The organism is Knoellia locipacati, from assembly GCF_007992835.1.
GTDB classification, from domain to species: Bacteria; Actinomycetota; Actinomycetes; order Actinomycetales; family Dermatophilaceae; genus Knoellia; species Knoellia locipacati.
Genome location: NZ_BKBA01000003.1, coordinates 857,115 through 879,354, shown reverse-complemented (window position 1 = coordinate 879,354; position 22,240 = coordinate 857,115). Strand labels below are relative to the sequence as shown.

The window sequence follows — 22,240 nt, the reverse complement described above, 5'->3', positions numbered from 1 at the left end:
TTGGTGGCTTGTCCACAGGCCTTTCCACCGACTGTGCACAACAGGGGTCGGCGTTTTCCACCCCTTGTCCACAGGTTGTCCCCACCCCGTGTTGGGGTGGAGTCGGTGGAGGTCCTAGGTTGGGCCGATCCAGTCGTTCCCGGGCCCGTCGGTGGCCCGTACGCAGTCCCTGTCGGACCGCGGTGGTGCACTGGTCACCACGGCAGACGACGGTACGGAAGGGGTGGGCGGGTGTCGATCGCGGAGCTCAACAGCACCTACACGGGCTCGAGCGACGGTCCCCCCGACGACCGCCTCCCGCCGCAGGACCTCGGCGCCGAGCAGTCCGTCCTCGGCTCGATGCTCCTCAACAAGGACGCGATCGCCGACTGCCTCGAGGTGACGAAGTCGGCCGACTTCTACCGACCGGCGCACGAGCTCATCTACGACGCGGTGCTCGACCTCTACGGCCGCGGCGAGCCGGCCGACGCCATCACCGTCGCCGACGAGCTCGGCAAGCGTGGCGACCTCACCCGGGTCGGCGGCCAGGCCTACCTCCACCAGCTCATCCAGTCGGTGCCGACGGCGGCCAACGCCGGCTACTACGCCGAGATCGTCCACGAGCGGGCCGTGCTGCGGCGTCTCGTCGAGGCGGGCACCCGGATCGTGCAGATGGGATACGGCCAGGGTGAGGGGGACGTCGACGAGATCGTCAACCGGGCCCAGGCCGAGGTCTACTCCGTCGCCGAGAAGCGCGGCGGCGAGGACTACCACCAGCTCGGCGAGATCCTCAACGCGACGATGGAGGAGATCGAGGCCGCGGCCGGGCGCACCGACGAGATGACCGGTGTGCCGACCGGCTTCCTCGAGCTCGACAACCTCACCAACGGCCTGCACCCGGGCCAGATGATCGTCGTCGCCGCGCGTCCCGCGGTCGGCAAGTCCACGCTCGGGATCGACATCGCCCGCGCCGCCGCGATCAAGCACAACATGGCGACCGCGGTGTTCTCGCTCGAGATGAGCCGCACCGAGATCACGATGCGCATCCTCTCGGCCGAGGCCACGATCCAGCTCCAGGATCTCCGCAAGGGCCTCAAGGGCCAGGAGCAGTGGAACAAGCTCGCCCGCATCATGGGCAAGATCTCCGACGCACCGCTCTTCATCGACGACTCGCCCAACATGTCGCTCATGGAGATCCGCTCCAAGTGCCGCCGGCTCAAGCAGCAGCACAACCTGCGAATGGTGATCATCGACTACCTCCAGCTCATGAGCTCGGGCAAGAAGGTCGAGTCGCGTCAGCAGGAGGTTGCCGAGTTCTCGCGTGCGCTCAAGCTGCTCGCCAAGGAGCTCGAGGTCCCGGTCATCGCGATCTCACAGCTCAACCGTGGTCCCGAGCAGCGCACCGACAAGCGTCCGCAGATGTCCGACCTGCGTGAGTCCGGCTCCATCGAGCAGGACGCCGACATGGTCATCCTGCTCCACCGCGACCGCTCCGACCCCGAGCGCGACGGCGAGGCCGACGTCATCGTGGCCAAGCACCGAAACGGCCCGACCGCCGACATCGTGCTCGCCTTCCAGGGTCACTACAGCCGGTTCAGCAACATGGCCCGCGACGGCGGCTTCTGACCCACCGATGATGACCGAGCTGAGGTCGCGGTCGTGGGTCCTGTCCGGGTGGGCCGCCCTGCTGGGAGCGGCCGCCGGAACTCTCGTCACGGCATACCTTCATCCGGCTCGCAACGACACGTGGCTCAACCTCGCGATCGCAGCCGTCGTGCTGCTGTCGCCCCTTCTGGCCCGACCGCCGTGGACCCGGCTGCGGCTGGTCGTCTGCGCGGGCGTGTGGCTCGTGGTGGGGCTGCCCGGTAGCTACGTGTTCGGTGTGCCGGTCTTCCTCGCGGGCGCGCTCCTCGGGATCGGCGTCGGGGTCTCCTTGGTCAGGCAGCTCCTCGTAACCCCTGCGTCGGTCTGACCGGAGCGGCCGAGTCATTCGGCGCGCGGCCACAGGGCCCCGCAGTGGTTTCGCAGTGGTTTCGCAGCGCCGTTGGGGACGGTCTGTCTCGTGCAGCTGGGTGAGTGCACGAAGGGACCAAGACACGCGAGCGGGGGATGGTGGGCCTGAGGCTTCCTCAGGCCGATCAGCTCCCGGTCAGACACAGAACCGGGAGAACAGTCATGACAGACCACCAGGAATCGTCGAGCATGCCCAGTCGACGGCTCATCCTCGGCGGAGGCGCCGCGGTTGCCGGGCTCGGCATCACCGGCATCGTCGGTGCGCCCGCAGCCAACGCCGCGTCGTACGTGCGACCCGTGAAGAACCCGACCGCGCACCCGATCACCGCCCAGTGGAGGCAGCCCGGCAACTGGGCGGCCGGCTACCACACGGGCGTCGACATCGGCTGCCCCACCGGCACCCCCGTCTACGCGACCATCGGCGGCGACGTCCGCACCGGTCGTGCCAACTGGGGTTCGGCCTACGGCACGATGATCCTCATCAACGACAACGTCGACGGCTCCGACTGGGGCTACTGCCACCTGTCGCGTCGAGTCGTGAGCGACGGCCAGCGGGTCGCCACCAACCAGCTCATCGGCTACTCGGGCAACACCGGCAACACCACGGGCCCGCACCTGCACCTGGAGCGTCGCCCGCGCTACGGCGGCTACGGCTCGGACAAGAACCCCAACCTGTGGCCCTGACCGACAGGTGAGGACCTCCGGGCGAGGTGTGGACTCAAGGTCCGACCTCGCCCGGAGGTCTCTGTCCGTCCGGCTAGCCCCGGATCGCGGGCGCCACGGTCGTGACCATGACGCAGTTCTTGAGCCCCTTGGGCCGGTCGTAGGTGAAGCCGAGCCGCTCGTAGAGCCGCCGGGTGCCGTTGTAGAGGAACGACGACGACATCTTCTTCGTCCGCTCGGTGAGGTCGTGCGGATAGCTCTCGACCCGCCCGCCGCCGGCCTGCGCGATGAGGTCGAGGGCGCCGGTGATCGCCAGCTCGGTGACGCCCTGGCGCCGGTGGCGCTTGTCGACGAAGACGCACGTGATCCGGTAGTCCGGCTCGACCGTCGACGTCGCGTCGTACTCCTTGCGGTGGTGCAGCGTCGGCAGCTCGTCCGGTGTGCCGTACTCCGCCCACGCGATCGCCTCGTCACCGTTCATGACCAAGGCCGCGTGCGCCTTGCCCTGCTCGACGTACGACTTCTTGAGCGCGCGGTTGGCCTCGGCGCCCTGACCTCGCTCGGGCCCGTCGGGGTGGAACCAGATGCACCAGCACCCACCGAAGATCCCGTTGTGCCGCACCACCATCGCGTCGAAGGCCGGCCACGTCTGCGCGCTGAGCGGCACGACCTCGTATGCCGTCTCCTCGCCCATCGCTCGCGTCAGTCCTTCGCAGCCGCGGAGGTGTCGACGCACACGACGCCACGGTTGCCGTCCTGGTCGGCGACCACCGTGAGGCCCGGTGCCTCGCTGTCGTCGACGACGGTCCCGCCCGCCGCGACGGCGGCGGCGATGCGCGACTGCGCCACCTCCGGTGCGAGGTAGACCTCGACGTGGAACCGCTGTCCCGGGCCGTCCGTGGCCACGTCGTCGGCGGCCGGGGCGTCGCCGAACCACAGGTTCGGCGTCCGGACCGTGGCGTCGCGCACCTCGTCGCTGGGCGAGCCCCGGCCCTGGGACTCGGGGTCACCGGTGAGCAGCGCCGCCCACACCGGGGCGATGGTCGCGGAGTCCGCCGTGTCGAGGCCCAGCTCGACCTCGCTGACCGACGCGGGGTCGGCCTCGAGACCCAGCTCGGAGGCGATCTCGGAGATCCGTCGGGCGAGGTCGACGTCCTGCTGGGTCACCCACTCGACGACGTACTCGGTGCCCTCGTCGTCACGGTAGATGGCATCGGGGGTCACCAGCTCGAGGTCGACGTGGCCCCGGCCCATCGACACCCGCGGGTGGTGGCCGACCTCGTCGCCGGCCGCGGCCACCGCCGTGACGAACCGGGCCCCGGCGCTGAAGCCGTCGACGAGCCAGCGTCCGTGCAGCCCCTGCGCCAGCTTGCGCCAGTCGGTGAGGTGGGCCTCGGCGATCCGGTCGCCCCGCAGCATGTCCATGGATCGCCCTCCTTCACCGGGAGCCAAGGCCCCGGGTCCCCCTCGGAAAGTCGAGGCCGACCCCGTTGTCGACCCCGCGAGAAGAGTTCCACAGTGGGTCGGGCTGGACAAGGTCGCGACCTCGACGGCGCGCGCAGGTCAGGTGCGCGCGATGCCCTCGTGGACGAGGGTGAGGCGCTCGGTCAGCGGCTCGCCAGCGCCAGCGCGCAGACCGGCATACTCGAGCTTCCTCGGCCATGCGCGGCTGAGGGTGAAGGTCGCGACGCGTTGACCCCGGCGGTCGAGGACGAGGACCGCCGCGTTCCTGCGGGCGGCGGCGACGTCGTTCGTCACGTCGTTCATCCACTGCTCGAAGGCCTGGTCGACCGTCAGGCCGCGGCTCACCGTGACCTCGCCGGGCTTGAGGCGCCCGGGCAGCTGCCGCACGACCTGCGTTCCGTCGGCGCCACCCTCGCGCAGCTCGATGACGTCGCGCTCGACGGTCAGTCCGGTGACCTCGGTGAGCATCGCGACGCGGACGCCGTCTAGCTCCAGCCCGAAGCTGTGGCCGACCGCGCCCTCGGGCTCTCGACGACCTGGCATGACGGCCTCCCATCGACGGTGCACCTCGTCCGTGCAGGGTGACAGCACCCGATCGAGGCGGTCAATGGTCACGACCCGCGGGCATCTGGGCGTGCGTCCGCGGCGCGTGCGTCATCCTGTGCCCATGGCCCCCGACACCCGTGCGCTCGACCTCACCGGCACCTGCGCCTTCCGCCTCATGCCCCACGACCCGCTCGCCGAGGGGCCGTCGTCGGCTGCGGTGACGGCCGTGGGCGAGCAGGGCTTCACGCTGCACTACACGTGGGTCCACCCCACCGACGGTGCGCAGCGTGGTGTGGTGCTCGTCGGTGGCACCGGCGACGACGGCGCCGTCGAGGGTGCGCTCTTCGACACGTGGCACCAGCAGCCGGGCCTGATGCCGTTGTCCGGCAGGCGTTCCGGGGACCGTGTCGAGCTGGCCGGCACCTACATGGAGGAATGGGGGTGGATGGTGGCGATCGAGCTCGCCGACGACGCGGCGACGATGACGATGTGCAACGTCGTGCCCGAGTCCGCGCTCGCCACGGCGCCACCGGACGGCCCGTCCATGAGCGCTGGTCCCTACGACGTCATGGTCGCGTCGTGGCAGGCGAGCCCGAGCACCTGAGCGCGGGAACCGCACCCGTGCCCGCCGCCGTCCAAGTGCCATGAGAAGCCCGTGGAGGTGGCTCGCGCTCGCGGTGGTCGTCGCGCTCGTGGCAGGCGGCTCCCTGTATGCCGTCCGGCTCGCCCAGGAGCGTGCCGCGGACCGGAGCGCGGGCTGGCTTCACTCGCTGGACGAGGTGCAGGGGGTCTGGGTCTCGCGCACCGGGTTCACCTACGACGGGAGCACCCCGTGGACGAGACCCGTCACGGTGACCGTCGACGGCGACGAGCTCCGCTTCGACGTGGGGTGCAACCGGATGAGCGCCACCGTCACCGTCGAGGACCACCGGCTGCGGTCCGAGCAGGGCGTGGTGACGACGGAGATCGGCTGCCCGCCCGACGTGGCGGCCACCGAGGCCTGGCTCATGGCCCTCGTCGCCGACCGGGCGCAGGTGCAGCTCAAGGGTTCGACGCAGGGCCCGATGTTCAGCCTCGACACGAACGCCGGCTGGATCGGCTTCCTCCGCCGCTGACCCGGTGGGGCCCGGCTGGACCGGAGCCCGGGCCCGGCCTGCCACGATGGCGGCGTGGACACCCTGAGGTCGATGCTCCTGTTCGTCGCCGCCGCCATCGCCGAGATCGGTGGTGCATGGCTCGTCTGGCAGGGCGTGCGCGAGCACCGCGGCTGGGTCTGGATCGGCGCCGGCGTCATCGCGCTCGGTCTCTACGGCTTCGTCGCCACGCTGCAACCGGACGCGCACTTCGGACGGATCCTTGCGGCATACGGAGGGGTCTTCGTCGCGGGCTCACTGGCGTGGGGGATGGCGCTCGACGGCTTCCGGCCCGATCGCTACGACGTCACGGGTGCGCTGCTGTGCCTCGCCGGGGTCGCCGTGATCATGTACGCACCCCGCTCGGCCTGAACGGCCACGATGTCAGCCCGGTGGGACATGCTGGGCCCATGACGATCCGCACCGGCAGCGCAGTGACGTGGACGTGGGGCTCCTCGACCGCGCAGGGCAAGGTCACCGAGGTCCACCACGACACGGTCACCCGCACGACCAAGGGTGAGGAGATCACCCGGCACGGGAGCGACGACAACCCGGCCTACGTCATCGAGCAGGAGGACGGCACGGTCGTCCTCAAGCTCGCCAGCGAGGTGCAGCGGGCGGACGGCGACTGACCGGTGGCCGAGGGTCACGCGGTCCACGGCATGGCCGGGCGGCTGCGACAACTCGCAGGCCAGCCGGTGCGCTCGAGCTCTCCCAACGGCGCCCTCGACGCCGCGCTCTTCGACGAGCGGGTCGTCGCCGACGCCCAGGCCGTCGGCAAGCACCTGCTCGTGTCCGCCGTCGACGTCCCCCTCACCGTCCACCTCCACCTCGCCATGGATGGCGCCGTCTCGGTCCGCCGGCACGCGCGTGCCCTCGCCGGGGCATACCCCCGCACCGAGCCGCCGATCCACGGCAACGTCGCGTGGCGGCTGCTGTCGGCGACCCACCACGCCGAGGTCACCGACCCGGCCGTCTGTGAGCTGCTCGACGAGGACGGCGTGCTCGCCCTGCGGGCACGGCTCGGCCCCGACCCGCTGCGCGACGACGCCGATCCCGACCTCGCCAGGCGACGGATCCAGAACTCTCGCAGACCGATCGGCGCGCTCCTCATCGACCAGAAAGTCATCGCCGGCATCGGCAACGTCTATCGCGCCGAGCTCCTGCACCGCGCCAGGCTCGACCCGTTCACTCCCGGCCATGACATCGACGACGACACCTTCGCGGCCCTGTGGCAGGACGCCGTCGACCTCATGACGCTCGGCCTCGGCGCCGGCTGGATCGTCACCGACGAGGCCCAGATGGCGGCCGCCCGCGAGGTGCTCGTCCGCGGCGAGCGGGTCCCCCGTTGGCCCAAGCGGTATGCCGTCTACGGCCGTGCCGGGAAGCCGTGCCCCGTGTGCGGGACGACCGTCAGGGCCGAGCGGATGGGTCTGCAGCGCCTCTTCTGGTGCCCGGGCTGCCAGCACTCCTGAGTCACGGGGCGCCGAGGACTCGACGTCGGGGCACGATGGGGTCATGCAGGCACTCGAGCTCATCCTCGACGACGACACCGGCGCGGTGGTGCGCGAGGAGTGGGCGGCGTTGCGGGACAGCGGTCTCCCGAGCCAGGCCGACCACACGGGTGAGACCAACGCGCCCCACGTCACCGTCCTCGCGACCGAGCGCCTGCCCGCCACCGACGAGGACCTCGGCTCGGCGCTCGCGCCCCTGCTCCCGATCCGGGTGCGTCTGGGGCCGGCGATCGCGTTCCCCGGTCGACGCGTCGTGCTCGCCCGGCTCGTCGTCGTCGACCCCGCGCTGTTGCGGCTCCACGAGGCTGCGGTCTCGACGAGCCGGGCCGAACCCACCCCGCTGACCGCGCCCGGGCGTTGGGTCCCGCACGTGACGCTCGCCCGCGGCATCCCGCTCGACCGTGTCGGCGAGGCCCTGTCGCTCGTGCGCGCACCCGGGCACGACGGCACCGCCACCGTGCTGCGCCACTGGGACAGCGAGGCCAGGAGAACCACCACGCTGACGTGAGCCGGCGAGGGGTGTCGGCGGGACGGCATACGTTCGGGTCCGTGCTCACCGCCGTCGCCGTCTCGGGATACCGCTCGCTTCGCGACGTCGTCGTGCCGTTGCACGGACTCGACGTCGTCACGGGCGCGAACGGCACCGGCAAGTCGAGCCTCTACCGGAGCCTTCGGCTGCTCGCCGGGTGCGGTCGCGGCGACGTCATCGGCACCCTCGCGCGTGAGGGCGGGCTCCAGTCCGCGCTGTGGGCCGGGCCCGCCACCCTCGACGGCGCGCGCAAACGTGGAACTGCCGTCCACGGGACCGTGCGCAAGGGTCCGGTCAGCCTGCGGCTCGGGTTCGCGAGCGACGAGTGGGGCTACCTCGTCGACCTCGGTCTGCCGCAACAGGCGTCGGGCTCGGACGCCGGTGTCTCCGCGTTCCTGCGCGACCCGGAGATCAAGCGCGAGGTCGTGTGGTCGGGGCCGGTGATGCGCCCGGGTTCCGTGGTGGCCCGACGGAAGTGGGGGACGGTTGAGGTCCGCACGGATGACACGACACCCGACCGCGGCTGGGACGACGAGTGGGACACCGGCCGCCCGGCTGGCTGGGAGTCCGACCCCGAGCCGAGCGAGACGGCCTCGGGCCGGAGGCAGACGCGCGGATGGACCACCCTCACGGGGTCGCTGCGGCCGTGGGAGTCGATGCTCACCGAGCTCGCCGACCCCGACCGCGCGCCGGAACTGCTGCAGGTGCGCCGCCTCATCCGCGGTTGGCGGTTCTACGACGGGTTCCGCGCCGACCCGGCAGCGCCCGCTCGACAGTCCCAGATCGGTACGAGGACACCGGTGCTCGCCGACGACGGGTCCGACCTGGCCGCGGCGCTCCAGACGATCCGGGAGAGCGGCCGGTCCGTGCTGGATGCCGCGGTCGCCGACGCCTTCGACGGGGCGATCCTCGACGTCCCGGTCTCCGACGGACGCTTCGACGTCCACCTGCACCAGCCGGGGATGCTCCGGCCATTGGCGGCGGCCGAGCTCTCCGACGGGACGCTGCGCTATCTCTGCCTGATCGCAGCTCTGCTCACCGTCGACCCGCCGCCTCTCCTCGTCCTCAACGAGCCCGAGACCTCACTGCACCCCGACCTGCTGCCACCGCTCGCCCGGCTCATCACGGCGGCCTCCGAACGCAGCCAGGTCATGGTCGTCTCGCACTCGGAGGCGCTGGCCCGAGAGCTCGGCGACGACGCCACCGGCGTGACGCTGGTCAAGGACCTCGGTGAGACCTTCGTCGAGGGTCAGGGCCTGCTCACGACGCCGTCGTGGAACTGGGGCAGCCGCCGCTGACCGCGAGCATGCGAGTGGTGCCGGCTGTCCGGATGGCGGGACGGTCGTTGCGCCGCGGGCCGTCCTCGCCACACTTGTGACCTGGATCACAACGCGTGCGTCAGCGACGCCGTTCGCGCCATCCGTCCTCATCGTCACCTTCCAGGAGACCCATGGCGCCCGTCATCCGTCCTGCCATCAACCCTGTCCTGTCCCAGGTCACCGCCCGCGTGACCGAGCGCAGCCGCGCCAGCCGCACGGCATACCTGCAGCGCACGGCCCGGGCCGCGTCCGAGCTCAGCCTTCGCCCCGCCCGCACCGACCTCGGCTGCTCGAACCTCGCCCACGCCGTCGCGGCCTGTGGTGGCAGCGACCGGGCGGTGATGTCCGCGACGACCGGGGTCAGCCTCGGCGTCGTCACGTCCTACAACGACATGCTCTCGGCCCACGCGCCCTTCGAGCACTACCCCGAGCGGATCAAGCAGACCGCGCGCGACCTCGGTGCCGTCGCCCGCGTCGCCGGCGGGGTGCCCGCCATGTGCGACGGCATCACCCAGGGCCGGGCCGGCATGGAGCTCAGCCTGTTCAGCCGCGACGTCATCGCGATGTCGACGGCCATCGCCCTCTCGCACGACGTGTTCGACGGCGTCCTGCTGCTCGGCGTCTGCGACAAGATCGTGCCCGGGCTCGTCGCCGGCGCCCTCGCCTTCGGCCACCTGCCGATGGCCCTGGTGCCCGCCGGGCCGATGGCGTCGGGCCGGTCCAACGCCGACAAGGCCGAGACGCGCCGCGCCTTCGCCGCCGGTGACGTGGGCCGCGACGAGCTGCTCGGCAGCGAGGTCGCGTCGTACCACTCGCCCGGCACGTGCACGTTCTACGGCACCGCGAACTCCAACCAGCTCCTCATGGACGTCATGGGCCTGCACCTGCCGGGCGCCGCCTTCGTCCACCCCGACGACCCGCTGCGTGACGCGCTCACCACCGCCGCCACCGCGCGCGTCGCCGAGATCGCCGCGTCCGACTCGCCCTACGGCATCGGTCAGGTCGTCTCGGAGAGGTCGGTGCTCAACGGAGTCGTCGCCCTGCTCGCGACCGGCGGCTCGACCAACCACACGATGCACCTCATCTCGATGGCGGCCGCGGCGGGGATCGACCTCACCTGGGACGACTTCGACGAGCTCTCGGCGGTCGTCCCGTCGATCGCCCGGATGTATCCCAACGGCACCGCGGACGTGAACCACTTCCACGCGGCCGGAGGCACGGCATACACCGTGGCGACGCTCCTCGACGCGGGTCTGCTCCACGACGACGTCCTCACCCTGGCCGGCGAGGGGCTGCGTCACTACACCCAGCGTCCCGTCCTCGTCGACGGCCGGCTCGAGTTCGTCGACGTCGGGCCCACGTCCGGTGACCCCACCGTGCTGCGCGGCGCCGACGACCCGTTCGCCGTCGACGGCGGGCTGCGGGTGCTCCGCGGGTCGCTCGGGCACGCGGTCATCAAGGTGTCCGCCGTGGCCGACGAGCACCGCGTCATCGAGGCGCCGGCGCGCGTCTTCACCGACCAGGTCGGCTTCCTCCAGGCCTTCTCGCGGCGCGAGCTCGACCGCGACGTCGTCATCGTCATCCGCGAGCAGGGCCCGAGCGCGAACGGCATGCCCGAGCTGCACGCCCTCACTCCCTCGCTCGGTGTCCTCCAGAAGCGCGGGTATGCCGTGGCGCTCGTCACCGACGGGCGCATGAGCGGCGCTTCGGGGGCCATCCCGGCGGCGATCCACGTCACCCCGGAGTCCGTGCACGCCGGCCCGATCGCCAAGGTGCGCGACGGTGACGTCATCCGCCTCGACTCGGTCACCGGGCGGCTCGACCTGCTCGTCGACGCCGACGAGCTCGCCGCCAGGCCCTCGGCGCCGCGCGTCACGAGGGACGAGCCCGGCACCGGGCGCGAGCTGTTCGCGCCCCTGCGGGCGGCGGTGGGCCGCGCCGACGAGGGCGCCCACGTCTTCGGAGCGATGGCGCTCGTGCCTGACCTCGAGGACCTCGGCGGCAACGCCGACCTCACCACCAGCCACACCCTGACGTCCGAGGAGACCCGATGAGCCCCCTGCTGACCACCGAGACGACCGCGCCCGTCCGCAGCGGTGCCGACGTGCTGGACCTCGCGCCGGTCATCCCCGTCGTCGTCGTCGACACGGTCGAGCAGGCCGTCCCGCTCGCCCGGGCGCTCGTGCGTGGCGGGATCCCCGTCATCGAGATCACCCTGCGCAGCGAGGCGGGCCTCGGTGCCATCGAGGCCGTCGCCACCGAGGTCGAGGGCATGGTCGTCGGGGCCGGGACCGTGGTCACGCCCGAGCAGGTCCAGCAGGTCAAGGACGCCGGTGCGCAGTTCATCGTCACCCCCGGTTCGCCGCCGCGGCTGCTCGAGGCGGCGCTCGACAGCGGGCTGCCGCTGCTCGCCGGCGCCTCGACGCTCACCGAGATGCTCACCCTGGCCGAGGCCGGTCTCGAGGCGATGAAGTTCTTCCCCGCCGAGGCCAGCGGCGGACGACCCTATCTTTCGGCCGTCGCCGGGCCGTGCCCCCAGCTGCGTTTCTGCCCGACAGGCGGCATCACGCCGCAGACGGCGCCGCAGTGGCTCGCGCTCGACAACGTCGGCTGCGTCGGCGGGTCGTGGCTGACGCCCAAGGACGCGGTGGCACAGGGGGACTGGGCTCGCATCGAGGCCCTCGCCGCCGAGGCCGCGGCGCTGCGCCAGCCGACCGGCTGAGGCGAGCCCGCCACGGTAGGCGGGCGGACGGCATACGCAGGGGTGTGCCGTGACATGGTCCCGCGGGTCGCGACAACGAGGTCGCGGTCCGTGGGGCTTTGCCGGAGCGGACGTACCCTCCGCGGGTCACTGCAGTGTGTGGTCCTCGGTCGCGCCCTCGCGCTCGTCGGGCTCGTCGACCGTGAAGAACGAGAAGCCGCCGTCGACCTCGAGGACACACAGCTCGATCTCACGAAGCCGGCGGATCCCCTTCTCGCGAGCGGCCTCCTCCACGTCCTCGATCGTGAGGTGCTCGGACGACAGCACCTCGAGGATGGGCTCGCCGTTGCGGACGACCACCCGCGCCCGGCCCGACAGCAGCGGCCGGGTCACGGGGAAGCGGAAGTGGGTCCACGCGAGGACCAGGCTGAGGACGCAGAACGTCGTGACCGCCAGCGCGGCGGCACTGAGCGAGTAGTCCTCCTGCACGACCCCCTGCGCGACGAGGTCGCCGAGCGTGACGACCATGATCATGTCGAAGGCCGACAGCTGCGCGACCTCGCGCTTGCCGGTGACCCGGATGACGAGCCACAGCAGGAAGAAGACGACGGTGGCCCGCAGCACGATGTCCATCAGGGCACCACCCGTACGCCGAACTCCACGCCCACGACGGGCGCGTCGTCAACGAGGACCGTCGCCCGGCAGTGCTCGTAGCCGCCCCACTGGCCCGGCGCCGCGCGGGCGTCGAGGCTGACCTCGAGGACAGGCCCCGAGGGCGGGTCGAACTCGTAGAGCAGCCGGCCCGGCGAGCTCGTCTCTGCCGAGGGGTTGGGGTACCAGTTCTGGAAGTCGAGGTGGTCGAAGAGGTTGTCGCACAGGTCGATCTGCACCGGCGTGGTGAAGCCGTCGGGGTGCTCGACCCTGAGGTGGAGCGGCGCCGGCTGCCCGGCGCGCGTCACCGAGGCGTGCTCGACGGTGAGCCGCCAGCCACCGGCGCTCGCCGTCTCGGTGCTCGTGCGCGGACCGAGGAACCCCGCGAGCCCCGCGACGAGGATGAGGACGACGATGCCCAGCCCGGTCCGGTGCGCCAGCTGGCCACGGAAGCCGCGAGGCGCCTCGACCAGGTCCTCGGTCGTCGAGTCCGTGCGAGCCACGACTCGACGCTAGGACCTGGGCAGGGGCGCGGCACCACGCCACGCGGGTCGGCGCCGCACCGTTTCGGTCAGGAGCCGGCTCGGGTGACCTGCCAGTCGATCGGCTTGCAGACCCCGCCGTTGGACTTCTCGGCGGAGCACGCCGTGATGCCGACGTGCAGGTCCATCTCGGCCCGCACCGAGAAGCGGTCTCCCGCCACGCTCTTGGGCGGGTCGATGTGCAGCTCGCCGGACTCGTCGGGCCAGACGTTCATGAAGACGTTGAGCGTGGTGCCGATGTCGTCCCGACGCACGCCGTGCGGCTCGAGCGCGCCGACGAGGTTCGCGAAGCAGCTCGGGTGCTCGGCGCCCTCGAGGTCCGGGTAGAGGATGTCGAAGGTCTGCTGGCTGCACGGGGTGAGGAGGAAGTCGTGGCTGCCGCACGTGTCCTCGACGACCGTCATCATCGGGCGGCTCCGGTTGCTCCACAGCCGGGAGCCGGTGGTGAACGAGATGGTGTTCTCGAAGTCGATCGACCGGCCCGACGAGAGCCGTTCGGCGACGTCGTCGGCGCTGACGCAGTAGAGGTCGCTCACCTGAACGCCCGTGGGGTCGAGCAGGGTGAGGACGTCACCCGGGGCGAGCCGGACGTGGGTGCCGGTCTGCGGGGCGAGTCGGGAGAAGCCGTCGGCGGGGTCGGTGGTCACCGACGTCACGGTGCCATGCCCTCGCGGTCGAGCGGCGCCTGCCACGAGGAGTCGACCTTGCGGCCGGAGTACTGGAGGGCCTCGGACTGCTCGCCGTGGTCGGCCACCATCGGGTTGACCGAGCCCTGGAGGTCGAAGTCGCGGCTGCGGATGAGGTCGCGCATGTGCTCGTAGCGCCCCGAGGCCTTGAGCTCCTCGAACTGCGAGTGCAGGTTGAACACGAGGACCGGCCACGGGGTGCGGCGGGCGTCGCGCGAGGCCTGCGGGTGCAGCCCGACGACGAAGTAGGCGACGCCGCCGATGCTGAACGAGAAGTCGACGTCGGCCGGGTCGCTCGACACCTCCGGGTTCCACGGGGTGTCGTCGAAGTCGTGGAGGTGCTGCAGCGTCGTCCAGAGGCGGTCCTCGAACGCGCGCTCGGTGGCCGGCGCCTGTCCACCGAACGCCGCGACGAGCGAGGTGAACCCCTCGTCCGGGTTGGCGTCGTCGCCGAAGTCGCGCAGCGCCTGGTAGACGTCGAGGCTGCTGCTCGCGCTGCCGAGACGGCCGGTGGTGACGACGGTGGCGCGGTCGCGGTTGAAGACGGCGCGGGCGCCGAGGCAGGGGTACTCGGGGTCGAGCACCCACTGGGCGAGGTGGTCGTGGACCGCGTCGACGGTGGGCTCGGGCGCAGGGGTGGGCGCCGCGGTGCTGGCAGGGGTGAGGGTGGTGCTCATGTGGGCCTCCTAGGCACGTTGCCTCGACGGTAGGCAGCGGCGAGAAGGAGCCACTACCTCCCTACGGGTGCTCGGCCGTGCGACGCACCTCACACCCGGCGACTCCACGTCCTAGGGTCGGAGCCATGGATGCGCCCGCACCACCTCCTCGCACCGACCTGCGGGTTGCGCTCTTCGCGACGTGCTTCAACGACACGATGTGGCCGGAGACGCCGAAGGCGACGGTGCGCCTCCTCGAGCGGCTCGGGTGCCGGGTCGAGTTCCCTGCCGCGCAGACCTGTTGCGGCCAGATGCTCACGAACACGGGGTATGCCGGCGAGGCCGTCCCGCTCGTCCGTCGCTTCGTCGACGTGTTCGGGGACTACGACGTGGTGGTCGCGCCGTCGGGGTCGTGCGTCGGCTCGGTCCGGGAGCAGCACGCGATGGTCGCCCGGCGCGCAGGCGACGAGGGCCTGGCGAGCGAGGTCGAGCGGGTCGCGCCACGGGTGCACGAGCTGTCCGAGTTCCTCGTCGACGTCCTCGGCGTCACCGACGTGGGCGCGTGGTTCCCGCACCGCGTGACCTACCACCCGACCTGCCACTCGCTCCGGCTGCTGCGGGTGGGGGACCGGCCGCTGCAGCTGTTGCGAGCCGTCGAGGGCATCGACCTCGTCGAGCTCCCCGGGGCGGACGAGTGCTGCGGCTTCGGTGGCACCTTCGCGATGAAGAACTCCGACGTGTCCGTCGCCATGGGCACCGACAAGGCCACGCACGTCGTCGAGACCGGCGCCGAGGTCGTCGTCGCCGGCGACAACTCCTGCTTGGCGCACATCGGAGGGATCCTCGGGAGGCAGCGGGCCGGCATACGGAGCATGCACCTCGCCGAGATCCTCGCGTCGACGAAGGAGAGTCCGGCATGAGCGCCCCTCCGGTCCAGCGCACGTCACCGACCTTCGTCGGTATGCCGTCCTTCCCCGAGGCCGCGCGCGAGGCGCTCGCGAACACGCAGCAGCGCGAGAACCTGCACCGCGCCACGTCGACGATCCGGGCGAAGCGGGCCGCCGTCGTCGCCGAGGTCCCCGAGTGGGAGGCGCTGCGGGTGGCGGGCGCCGACGCCAAGGACGAGGCACTGACCCACCTCGGCGACTACCTCGAGAAGCTCGAGGCCAGCCTCACCGCGAACGGCGCGACCGTGCACTGGGCGCGTGACGCCGACGAGGCCAACCGGATCGTCGTCGACATCGCGCGCGCCAAGGGCGTCGACGAGGTCGTCAAGGTCAAGTCGATGGCGACCCAGGAGATCGAGCTCAACGAGGCCCTCGAGGCGGCGGGCATCGCGGCGTGGGAGACCGACCTCGCCGAGCTCATCGTCCAGCTGTTCGGCGACCGGCCGAGCCACATCCTCGTGCCCGCCATCCACCGCAACCGCAGCGAGATCCGTGAGGTCTTCGTGCGCGAGATGGGCAAGGTCGGCCGTCCCGCGCCGGACGACCTCACCGACGACCCGGCCCGGCTCGCGGAGGCCGCACGGCTGCACCTGCGCGAGAAGTTCCTGCGGGCACGCGTCGCCGTGAGCGGGGCCAACTTCGCGGTCGCCGACACCGGGACCCTCGTCGTCGTCGAGTCCGAGGGCAACGGGCGGATGTGCCTCACGCTGCCTGAGACGCTCATCTCGGTCGTCGGCATCGAGAAGGTCCTGCCGACGTGGGACGACCTCGCGCCGATGCTCCAGCTGCTGCCGAGGTCGAGCACGGGGGAGCGGATGAACCCCTACACGACGATGTGGTCCGGGGTGCATGACGGCGACGGCCCGCAGGAGGTCCACGTCGTCCTGCTCGACAACGGGCGCAGCCACGTCCTCGCCGACACCATGGGCCGGCAGGCGCTGCGGTGCATCCGGTGCTCGGCCTGCCTCAACGTGTGCCCGGTCTACGAGCGCACGGGCGGGCACGCCTACGGCTCGGTCTACCCGGGGCCGATCGGTGCCGTGCTCAACCCGCAGCTGCGCGGGACGGCGAGCGAGGTCGACCAGTCGCTGCCCTATGCGTCGTCGCTGTGTGGCGCGTGCTTCGACGCCTGCCCGGTGCGGATCAACATCCCGGAGCTGCTCGTCGAGCTGCGCGGCACGGTGGCCGAGCAGGGAGGACACCGGGCCGAGTCCGCCGCGATGAAGGCCGCCGCGTGGGTGCTGTCGGACCCCCGTCGGCTGGCGCTCGCGCAGCGCGGCGCCACGACGGCGGGGCGCCTCCTCGGCGACCGGACCGTGCGACGGGTGCCCGGACTGGGTGCCTGGACCGACGCCCGCGACGTGCCGAACCCGCCGAAGGAGACCTTCCGGCAGTGGTGGGCCCGCGAGAGGGGCGACGCGGCCACGCAGGTGGGCGGACGGCATACCGGGGACCGACCGGACCGAGCGGGAGGCGAGCCGTGAGCGCGCGCGACGAGATCCTGGCCCGGGTCCGCGCCGCGACCGCCGACGTCACGACCCCCGTGGGCGCCCGCGCCAACAATCGACCAACTGGTCACGAAGTGTCGCCGGGGAGGACGCGGACGCTGGACCTGTTCGCCGAGAACGTCGCCGACTACCGCGCGGAGGTGCTGCGCGTGCCGGCCGGCGAGGTGGCCGCGACCGTGGCCGAGGTCCTGCGGGCCCGCGGCCTCGGGTCGGTCGTCGTGCCGACCGGTCTCGACACCGGGTGGCGGACGGCGCTCGCGGAGGTCTCCACCGTCGTCACCGAGGGCGAGGCCGGCTCGGCCGCCGAGCTCGACCGGGTCGACGCGGTCGTCACCGCGTGCGCCGTCGGCATCGCGAGGACCGGCACGATCGTCCTCGACCACGGGCCGGACCAGGGCAGGCGCGAGCTCTCCCTCGTCCCGGACACGCATGTCTGCGTCATCCGGGCCGACCAGGTCGTCCACGACGTGCCGGAGGCCCTCACCCGGCTCGGCGCCCCGCCCCACCGGGGCCGACCGCTCACCTGGGTCAGCGGACCGAGCGCGACGAGCGACATCGAGCTCGAGCGGGTCGAGGGTGTCCACGGACCACGCACCCTCGTCGTCGTCATCGCCGGGGCAATTCCTTGAGGGGCCCGATCGGCGACATCAGTGTGACTTGAGGACTGCCCATGCGATGAGCTGGTCGATTCGCCGCACATCGGCCCCCTTGCCGAGTTTGATCTTGATGTGACCGGCGCGAGTCCACAGCTCGATTTCCGCGTTGATGTCGAAGATCTTGCCGGCGTTCTCGGACGACCACATGTTGATGGCGTTGTAGGGGAGCGAGTAAATCTCCACCTTCTTGCCGGTCAACCCCTGCGCATCGCGCACGATGAGCCGCTTCGTGGTGAAGATGGCGCTGTCGCGGAACGTCTTGAAGGCCGTCACCGCCTGCTCGCCATCAGTGAGGATCTCCTGCACGTCCTCGGGGACGGGAACTTCGTTCATGAACGTCCATGCCGCAATGACGCTGGCTTCCATGTTCTCTTCCTTTGGTGAGGCGGGCAGGGTCTGGCCCGGGGACCCGGAGCTGGCACTGATGGGCCCGCATGCGTGGTGGTGACGCGACACGAGAAAAGCAGAGGCGATGCATCTCCGTCCCCCAGCACGCCGCCCATGAATGCGCGGTCAGATTACGTGGGATAGCTGTCTTGCGCCGGACTACCGCGAATACCGACGTTTCGAGGCAGGGAGTCTCGGGCAACGACAGTGCGGTGGGCTCCGCCCAAAGGCTTCGCCTCGCTCGGCTGTGCCACGATCAGGACCCATGAGCCCTGTGCAGATCCGTCCGGTCGGTGGCGCCTCCGGCTGCCTCGTCATGATTCTCGTCTCCGTCGTCCTGTCGGTGGTCCTCACCGTCGTCCTCAACCTGCTCGTCCGCTGAGACCATGACGACCCCGACGGTCCCGACGACCCCTCACAGCACGCCGGACCAACCGGCGACGCCGGTCTTCTTCCTCGCCGGCGGCACCGGCATCTCGGCCGAGACGCTCGGCAACCTGCTGCTGGCCCAGTTCCCCGGGCTCGCCTTCACCCGCCGCAAGATCCCCTTCATCACCACCGTCGAGAAGGCGAGCGAGGTCGTGGCGCAGATCGACGGCGCCATGACCGACTCGGTGACCCCGCTGGCGTTCTCCACGGTCTCCGACGACGAGATCCGCCAGGAGCTACAGCGTACGCAGGCCGCGTTCATCGACCTCTTCGGCTCGCACCTCGACACCGTCGAGCGCGTCCTCCACGTCAACGCCACCCACAGCGCCGCCGCCCTCCACGGGGTCGGCGACACCCTGCGCTACGACCGCCGGATGAAGGCGATCGAGTTCGCGATGGAGCACGACGACGGGGCCAGCCTGCGCAACCTCGCGCAGTCCGACCTCATCCTCGTGGCGCCCTCGCGGTGCGGGAAGACGCCGACCTCGATGTACCTCGCTCTCCAGCACGGGCTCAAGGTCGCGAACTACCCGCTCGTGCCCGAGGACTTCGACACCGGCGACCTGCCCCGACCGCTGCGCGACCTCGGCGACAAGTGCTTCGGCCTGCTCTCCACGCCCGCCCGTCTCAGCCAGGTGAGAGGGGAGCGCAGGCCCGGCTCGACCTATGCCACGCTCGCCCAGTGCAGCTTCGAGCTGCGCAGGGCAGAGACGATGTACCGGGCCCATCGGATCCCGGCGATCAACTCCGCCAAGATGTCCGTCGAGGAGATGGCTGCCGTCATCATGCAGAGCAGCCGGCTGCCCGACCTCGCTTGAGCTCACGAGGGCGACGACGCCCCGACGAAAGGACCATCATGACCGCCACCTCGCAGGGGACCGCCGGCACCAACATCGCCTGGTTCGCCGAGCTCGGCCTCGACGACGTCGAGCACGTGGGTGGCAAGAACGCCTCCCTCGGTGAGATGGTCCAGCACCTGTCCAAGGCCGGGGTCCGCGTGCCCGACGGCTTCGCGACGACCGCCGACGCCTACCGCCGCTTCCTCGCCCACGAGGGGCTGGCCGACCGGATCAACGGCATCCTGTCCGAGCTCGACGTCGAGGACACCCGGGCGCTCGCCGCGGCCGGTGCCGAGATCCGCGACGCCGTCGAGAAGCAGCCGTTCCCGGCCGACCTCGAGGACGAGATCCGGACGGCATACGAGCGTCTCGTCGGTGAGGCGGGAGCGGCGGCCGACGAGGTGAGCTGGGCCGTGCGCTCGAGCGCGACGGCCGAGGACCTGCCCGACGCGAGCTTCGCGGGGCAGCAGGAGACCTTCCTCAACGTCAAGGGCATCGACAACATCCTGCTCGCCATCAAGCGGGTCTTCGCATCGCTCTACAACGACCGCGCGATCTCCTACCGCGTGCACAGCAACTTCGACCACGAAGCCGTCGCCCTGTCCGCCGGCATCCAGCGGATGGTCCGCTCCGACATCGGCTCCTCGGGCGTGATGTTCACCATCGACACCGAGTCCGGCTTCAGCGACGCGGTGTTCATCACGAGCAGCTACGGCCTCGGCGAGGCGGTCGTGCAGGGCGCCGTGAACCCCGACGAGTTCTATGTCCACAAGCCGTCCCTGCGTGCGGGTCGCCCGGCGATCCTCAAGCGCGGCGTGGGCAGCAAGGCCACGAAGATGGTCTACACGCAGGACTCCGAGGTCGGCCGCTCGATCGACTTCGTCGACGTCGACCCCGCCGACCAGGGACGCCTGAGCCTCACCGACGCCGAGGTGACCGAGCTCGCCGAGCACGCCCTCAAGATCGAGGAGCACTACGGCCGACCGATGGACATCGAGTGGGGCAAGGACGGCGTCGACGGCGGCCTCTACATCCTCCAGGCCCGCCCCGAGACGGTGAAGTCGCGCCAGTCCGGCTCGACCCTGCAGCGCTTCCGGATGGACCAGCCCGGCGAGGTCGTCGTCGAGGGTCGCGCCATCGGCCAGAAGATCGGCGCCGGCGCCGTGCGCGTCCTCGGCACCCCCGAGGCGATGCACGACTTCAAGGCCGGCGAGGTCCTCGTCGCCGACATGACCGACCCCGACTGGGAGCCGGTGATGAAGCGCGCCAGCGCCATCGTCACCAACCGCGGCGGCCGCACCTGCCACGCGGCGATCATCGCCCGCGAGCTCGGCATCCCCGCCGTCGTCGGCACCGGCACCGCGACCCGTGACCTCGCCGACGGGCGCGAGGTCACGGTCTCGTGCGCCGAGGGTGACACCGGCTTCGTCTACGACGGGCTGCGCGAGTTCTCCGTCTCCGAGACCGAGCTTGACGCCATGCCCGAGCTGCCCGTGCGCATCATGATGAACGTGGGCACCCCGGAGCAGGCCTTCGAGTTCTCGCGCCTGCCGCACCAGGGGATCGGTCTGGCCCGGCTCGAGTTCATCATCAACCGCCAGATCGGGATCCACCCGCGCGCGCTGCTCGAGCTCGACGACCAGGAGCCCGAGCTCAAGGCCGAGATCGAGAGCCTCATCGCGGCATACGACTCGCCTCGCGACTTCTTCGTCAAGCGCGTCGCAGAGGGCATCTCGATGCTCGCGGCGGCCTTCGCACCCGAGCCGGTCATCGTGCGGATGAGCGACTTCAAGTCGAACGAGTACGCCCACATGCTCGGCGGCGAGCGCTACGAGCCGACCGAGGAGAACCCGATGATCGGGTACCGCGGCGCCGCCCGCTACCTGTCCGAGGACTTCGCCGAGTGCTTCGCGATGGAGGCCGAGGCGCTCAAGTTCGTCCGCGACGAGATGGGCCTGACCAACGTCAAGATCATGATCCCGTTCGTGCGCACCCTCGCCGAGGCCGAGGGCGTCATCGACCTGCTCGGCCAGCACGGCCTCGTGCGCGGCGAGAACGACCTCCAGGTCGTCATGATGTGCGAGGTCCCGTCGAACGCGGTCAACGCCGACGCCTTCCTCGACCACTTCGACGGGTTCTCGATCGGGTCCAACGACCTCACCCAGCTCACCCTCGGTCTCGACCGCGACTCGGCGCTCGTGGCCGGCTCCTTCGACGAGCGCGACCCGGCGGTCAAGAAGATGCTGAGCATGGCCATCGAGGCGTGCAAGGCGCGCGGCAAGTACATCGGCATCTGCGGTCAGGGACCCTCGGACCATCCGGACCTCGCCGACTGGCTGCTCGACCAGGGCATCGAGTCGATGTCGCTCAACCCCGACACCGTCGTCGACACCTGGCTGCGGCTCGCCAAGCGCGCCGAGGCCTAGCCGCTCTCCCGCCGCCTCACGTCCCCCAGCGTCTGCGGATCCGGTCGCTCTAGCAGCCATTTGCGCAGACACTGCGGCGGCGAGGGTGAGGGCTACGCTGCGAGCGTGACCACGACACTCGTCCTCTCCGTCATCGGCAACGACCGCGCGGGCCTCGTCAAGTCGCTCGCCGACGTTATCGAGGCCAGCGGCGGCAACTGGGAGCGCAGCCACCTCAGCGAGCTGGCGGGCAAGTTCGCCGGCATCGTCGTCGTCACCGTGCCAGAGAGCCGCGCCGACGAGCTGCGCGCTGCCCTCGCGCCGCTCCAGGGTCTGCTCGACGTGTCGGTGCACGACGGTGCGAGCGGCGACGAGACCGGAGTCGACACCGCCGGTGCGCGCCGCGAGGTCCGGGTCGAGCTGCTCGGCAACGACCGCCCCGGCATCGTGGGTGCCGTCTCGGGCGTGCTCGCCAGGCACGGGCTCAGCGTCGCCGAGCTCGAGAGCGGCACCCGCGACGCCCCGATGGCCGGTGGCCGGCTGTTCGAGTGCACCGCGGTGGCGACGGTGCCCGCCGGCACCGACCTCGAGGCACTGCAGGCCGACCTCGAGGAGCTGGCCACCGAGATCATGGTCGACGTCTCGCTCACGACCGGGGACCCGACCGACTGAC

Annotated in this window: 26 protein-coding genes; 18 read left to right on the top strand and 8 right to left on the bottom strand. The window is 71.2% G+C overall.

All coding sequences use genetic code 11. The features are described 5' to 3' along the window. The first annotated feature begins 231 nt into the window (after positions 1-231). The 3 genes from dnaB to KLO01_RS05730 all read left to right on the top strand — a co-directional run bounded on the left by dnaB (position 232) and on the right by KLO01_RS05730 (position 2,676). A complete protein-coding gene (gene dnaB / locus KLO01_RS05740) occupies positions 232-1,605 on the top strand; it encodes a replicative DNA helicase (protein ID WP_147062931.1) in 1,374 nt (457 codons plus the stop codon). Positions 1,606-1,615: 10 nt separating this feature from the next. Continuing rightward, complete coding sequence (locus tag KLO01_RS05735) at positions 1,616-1,951, top strand: hypothetical protein (RefSeq protein WP_147062929.1); 336 nt, start codon at positions 1,616-1,618, stop codon at positions 1,949-1,951. A 230-nt stretch (positions 1,952-2,181) separates the two neighbouring features. Continuing rightward, complete coding sequence (locus KLO01_RS05730; protein WP_147062927.1) at positions 2,182-2,676, top strand: M23 family metallopeptidase; 495 nt, start codon at positions 2,182-2,184, stop codon at positions 2,674-2,676. Positions 2,677-2,749: 73 nt separating this feature from the next. Here the strand turns inward: KLO01_RS05730 and KLO01_RS05725 are convergent, their stop codons facing one another. From KLO01_RS05725 to KLO01_RS05715, 3 genes are all read right to left on the bottom strand, one after another. Then, entirely contained in the window at positions 2,750-3,349 is a 600-nt protein-coding gene (locus KLO01_RS05725; RefSeq protein ID WP_147062925.1) for a GNAT family protein, read from the bottom strand. Positions 3,350-3,357: 8 nt separating this feature from the next. After that, positions 3,358-4,080 (bottom strand): 4a-hydroxytetrahydrobiopterin dehydratase, encoded by a 723-nt coding sequence (locus tag KLO01_RS05720; protein WP_147062923.1) that lies wholly within the window; start codon positions 4,078-4,080, stop codon positions 3,358-3,360. A 138-nt stretch (positions 4,081-4,218) separates the two neighbouring features. Next, positions 4,219-4,662 carry a phage tail protein gene (locus tag KLO01_RS05715; protein WP_147062921.1) on the bottom strand — a complete coding sequence of 148 codons (444 nt, stop codon included), beginning with the start codon at positions 4,660-4,662 and terminating at the stop codon, positions 4,219-4,221. Positions 4,663-4,786: 124 nt separating this feature from the next. Between KLO01_RS05715 and KLO01_RS05710 the strand changes: the two genes are divergently transcribed. From KLO01_RS05710 to eda, 9 genes are all read left to right on the top strand, one after another. Further along, a complete protein-coding gene (locus tag KLO01_RS05710) occupies positions 4,787-5,269 on the top strand; it encodes a hypothetical protein (protein ID WP_147062920.1) in 483 nt (160 codons plus the stop codon). 40 nt (positions 5,270-5,309) lie between these two features. Then, positions 5,310-5,780, top strand: coding sequence for an META domain-containing protein (locus KLO01_RS05705; protein ID WP_147062918.1), 471 nt, complete (start codon positions 5,310-5,312; stop codon positions 5,778-5,780). Between the two features lie 54 nt (positions 5,781-5,834). After that, entirely contained in the window at positions 5,835-6,170 is a 336-nt protein-coding gene (locus KLO01_RS05700) for a YnfA family protein (protein ID WP_147062916.1), read from the top strand. A gap of 38 nt (positions 6,171-6,208) precedes the next feature. Further along, complete coding sequence (locus tag KLO01_RS05695) at positions 6,209-6,430, top strand: hypervirulence associated TUDOR domain-containing protein (RefSeq protein ID WP_147062914.1); 222 nt, start codon at positions 6,209-6,211, stop codon at positions 6,428-6,430. 3 nt (positions 6,431-6,433) lie between these two features. Next, on the top strand, positions 6,434-7,273 hold the full coding sequence (locus KLO01_RS05690; RefSeq protein ID WP_147062912.1) for an Fpg/Nei family DNA glycosylase: 840 nt from the start codon (positions 6,434-6,436) through the stop codon (positions 7,271-7,273). A 43-nt stretch (positions 7,274-7,316) separates the two neighbouring features. Continuing rightward, the gene (locus tag KLO01_RS05685) at positions 7,317-7,820 is read left to right on the top strand and encodes a 2'-5' RNA ligase family protein (protein ID WP_186827922.1); all 504 of its coding nucleotides are present in this window, start codon (positions 7,317-7,319) and stop codon (positions 7,818-7,820) included. A gap of 41 nt (positions 7,821-7,861) precedes the next feature. Beyond that, the gene (locus KLO01_RS05680) at positions 7,862-9,139 is read left to right on the top strand and encodes an AAA family ATPase (protein WP_147062908.1); all 1,278 of its coding nucleotides are present in this window, start codon (positions 7,862-7,864) and stop codon (positions 9,137-9,139) included. Between the two features lie 152 nt (positions 9,140-9,291). Continuing rightward, entirely contained in the window at positions 9,292-11,214 is a 1,923-nt protein-coding gene (edd, locus tag KLO01_RS05675) for a phosphogluconate dehydratase (protein ID WP_147062907.1), read from the top strand. Then, positions 11,211-11,882, top strand: a complete 672-nt coding sequence (gene eda / locus KLO01_RS05670; RefSeq protein WP_147062905.1) for a bifunctional 4-hydroxy-2-oxoglutarate aldolase/2-dehydro-3-deoxy-phosphogluconate aldolase — start codon at positions 11,211-11,213, stop codon at positions 11,880-11,882. The genes edd and eda overlap by 4 nt, the downstream gene beginning before the upstream one ends. Before the next feature lie 126 nt (positions 11,883-12,008). Here the strand turns inward: eda and KLO01_RS05665 are convergent, their stop codons facing one another. The 4 genes from KLO01_RS05665 to gntA form a co-directional block, all read right to left on the bottom strand. Continuing rightward, positions 12,009-12,494, bottom strand: coding sequence for a DUF421 domain-containing protein (locus KLO01_RS05665; protein WP_147062903.1), 486 nt, complete (start codon positions 12,492-12,494; stop codon positions 12,009-12,011). Continuing rightward, a complete protein-coding gene (locus KLO01_RS05660) occupies positions 12,494-13,015 on the bottom strand; it encodes a hypothetical protein (protein WP_147062901.1) in 522 nt (173 codons plus the stop codon). Before KLO01_RS05660 ends, KLO01_RS05665 begins: the two co-directional genes overlap by 1 nt. 68 nt (positions 13,016-13,083) lie before the next feature. Then, entirely contained in the window at positions 13,084-13,701 is a 618-nt protein-coding gene (locus KLO01_RS05655; protein WP_147062899.1) for a DUF1989 domain-containing protein, read from the bottom strand. A 5-nt stretch (positions 13,702-13,706) separates the two neighbouring features. Continuing rightward, entirely contained in the window at positions 13,707-14,417 is a 711-nt protein-coding gene (gene gntA, locus KLO01_RS05650; RefSeq protein WP_147062896.1) for a guanitoxin biosynthesis heme-dependent pre-guanitoxin N-hydroxylase GntA, read from the bottom strand. A 125-nt stretch (positions 14,418-14,542) separates the two neighbouring features. Here gntA and KLO01_RS05645 point away from each other — a divergent pair, with 125 nt between their 5' ends. The 3 genes from KLO01_RS05645 to KLO01_RS05635 are packed head-to-tail and all read left to right on the top strand — an operon-like array spanning position 14,543 to position 17,480. After that, positions 14,543-15,316 (top strand): (Fe-S)-binding protein, encoded by a 774-nt coding sequence (locus KLO01_RS05645; protein ID WP_186827921.1) that lies wholly within the window; start codon positions 14,543-14,545, stop codon positions 15,314-15,316. Beyond that, positions 15,313-16,827: a LutB/LldF family L-lactate oxidation iron-sulfur protein gene (locus tag KLO01_RS05640; protein WP_147062895.1), complete on the top strand. Its 1,515-nt coding sequence runs from the start codon at positions 15,313-15,315 to the stop codon at positions 16,825-16,827. Before KLO01_RS05645 ends, KLO01_RS05640 begins: the two co-directional genes overlap by 4 nt. Continuing rightward, positions 16,824-17,480, top strand: coding sequence for a LutC/YkgG family protein (locus KLO01_RS05635; RefSeq protein WP_147062893.1), 657 nt, complete (start codon positions 16,824-16,826; stop codon positions 17,478-17,480). Before KLO01_RS05640 ends, KLO01_RS05635 begins: the two co-directional genes overlap by 4 nt. 18 nt (positions 17,481-17,498) lie before the next feature. On the opposite strand, the gene KLO01_RS05630 is transcribed toward KLO01_RS05635, so the two are convergent. Then, a complete protein-coding gene (locus KLO01_RS05630) occupies positions 17,499-17,873 on the bottom strand; it encodes a PH domain-containing protein (RefSeq protein WP_147062891.1) in 375 nt (124 codons plus the stop codon). Positions 17,874-18,280: 407 nt separating this feature from the next. Between KLO01_RS05630 and KLO01_RS05625 the strand changes: the two genes are divergently transcribed. From KLO01_RS05625 to KLO01_RS05615, 3 genes are all read left to right on the top strand, one after another. After that, positions 18,281-19,141: a pyruvate, water dikinase regulatory protein gene (locus KLO01_RS05625; protein WP_147062889.1), complete on the top strand. Its 861-nt coding sequence runs from the start codon at positions 18,281-18,283 to the stop codon at positions 19,139-19,141. Between the two features lie 38 nt (positions 19,142-19,179). Beyond that, on the top strand, positions 19,180-21,588 hold the full coding sequence (ppsA, locus tag KLO01_RS05620; protein ID WP_147062887.1) for a phosphoenolpyruvate synthase: 2,409 nt from the start codon (positions 19,180-19,182) through the stop codon (positions 21,586-21,588). 105 nt (positions 21,589-21,693) lie between these two features. Next, complete coding sequence (locus KLO01_RS05615; RefSeq protein ID WP_147062885.1) at positions 21,694-22,239, top strand: glycine cleavage system transcriptional repressor; 546 nt, start codon at positions 21,694-21,696, stop codon at positions 22,237-22,239. Position 22,240: the final 1 nt, after the last annotated feature.

What these genes read in the sequence shown, in the direction of transcription:
- ppsA (WP_147062887.1), top strand. Translation starts at nt 19,180, where the DNA reads ATGACCGCCACCTCGCAGGGGACCGCCGGCACCAACATCGCCTGGTTC.
- gntA (WP_147062896.1), bottom strand. Translation starts at nt 14,417, where the DNA reads ATGAGCACCACCCTCACCCCTGCCAGCACCGCGGCGCCCACCCCTGCG.
- KLO01_RS05685 (WP_186827922.1), top strand. Translation starts at nt 7,317, where the DNA reads ATGCAGGCACTCGAGCTCATCCTCGACGACGACACCGGCGCGGTGGTG.
- KLO01_RS05625 (WP_147062889.1), top strand. Translation starts at nt 18,281, where the DNA reads ATGACGACCCCGACGGTCCCGACGACCCCTCACAGCACGCCGGACCAA.
- KLO01_RS05710 (WP_147062920.1), top strand. Translation starts at nt 4,787, where the DNA reads ATGGCCCCCGACACCCGTGCGCTCGACCTCACCGGCACCTGCGCCTTC.
- KLO01_RS05695 (WP_147062914.1), top strand. Translation starts at nt 6,209, where the DNA reads ATGACGATCCGCACCGGCAGCGCAGTGACGTGGACGTGGGGCTCCTCG.
- KLO01_RS05725 (WP_147062925.1), bottom strand. Translation starts at nt 3,349, where the DNA reads ATGGGCGAGGAGACGGCATACGAGGTCGTGCCGCTCAGCGCGCAGACG.
- KLO01_RS05630 (WP_147062891.1), bottom strand. Translation starts at nt 17,873, where the DNA reads ATGGAAGCCAGCGTCATTGCGGCATGGACGTTCATGAACGAAGTTCCC.
- KLO01_RS05645 (WP_186827921.1), top strand. Translation starts at nt 14,543, where the DNA reads ATGGATGCGCCCGCACCACCTCCTCGCACCGACCTGCGGGTTGCGCTC.
- KLO01_RS05715 (WP_147062921.1), bottom strand. Translation starts at nt 4,662, where the DNA reads ATGCCAGGTCGTCGAGAGCCCGAGGGCGCGGTCGGCCACAGCTTCGGG.
- edd (WP_147062907.1), top strand. Translation starts at nt 9,292, where the DNA reads ATGGCGCCCGTCATCCGTCCTGCCATCAACCCTGTCCTGTCCCAGGTC.
- KLO01_RS05705 (WP_147062918.1), top strand. Translation starts at nt 5,310, where the DNA reads ATGAGAAGCCCGTGGAGGTGGCTCGCGCTCGCGGTGGTCGTCGCGCTC.
- KLO01_RS05720 (WP_147062923.1), bottom strand. Translation starts at nt 4,080, where the DNA reads ATGGACATGCTGCGGGGCGACCGGATCGCCGAGGCCCACCTCACCGAC.
- eda (WP_147062905.1), top strand. Translation starts at nt 11,211, where the DNA reads ATGAGCCCCCTGCTGACCACCGAGACGACCGCGCCCGTCCGCAGCGGT.
- KLO01_RS05730 (WP_147062927.1), top strand. Translation starts at nt 2,182, where the DNA reads ATGCCCAGTCGACGGCTCATCCTCGGCGGAGGCGCCGCGGTTGCCGGG.
- KLO01_RS05665 (WP_147062903.1), bottom strand. Translation starts at nt 12,494, where the DNA reads ATGGACATCGTGCTGCGGGCCACCGTCGTCTTCTTCCTGCTGTGGCTC.
- KLO01_RS05735 (WP_147062929.1), top strand. Translation starts at nt 1,616, where the DNA reads ATGACCGAGCTGAGGTCGCGGTCGTGGGTCCTGTCCGGGTGGGCCGCC.
- KLO01_RS05640 (WP_147062895.1), top strand. Translation starts at nt 15,313, where the DNA reads ATGAGCGCCCCTCCGGTCCAGCGCACGTCACCGACCTTCGTCGGTATG.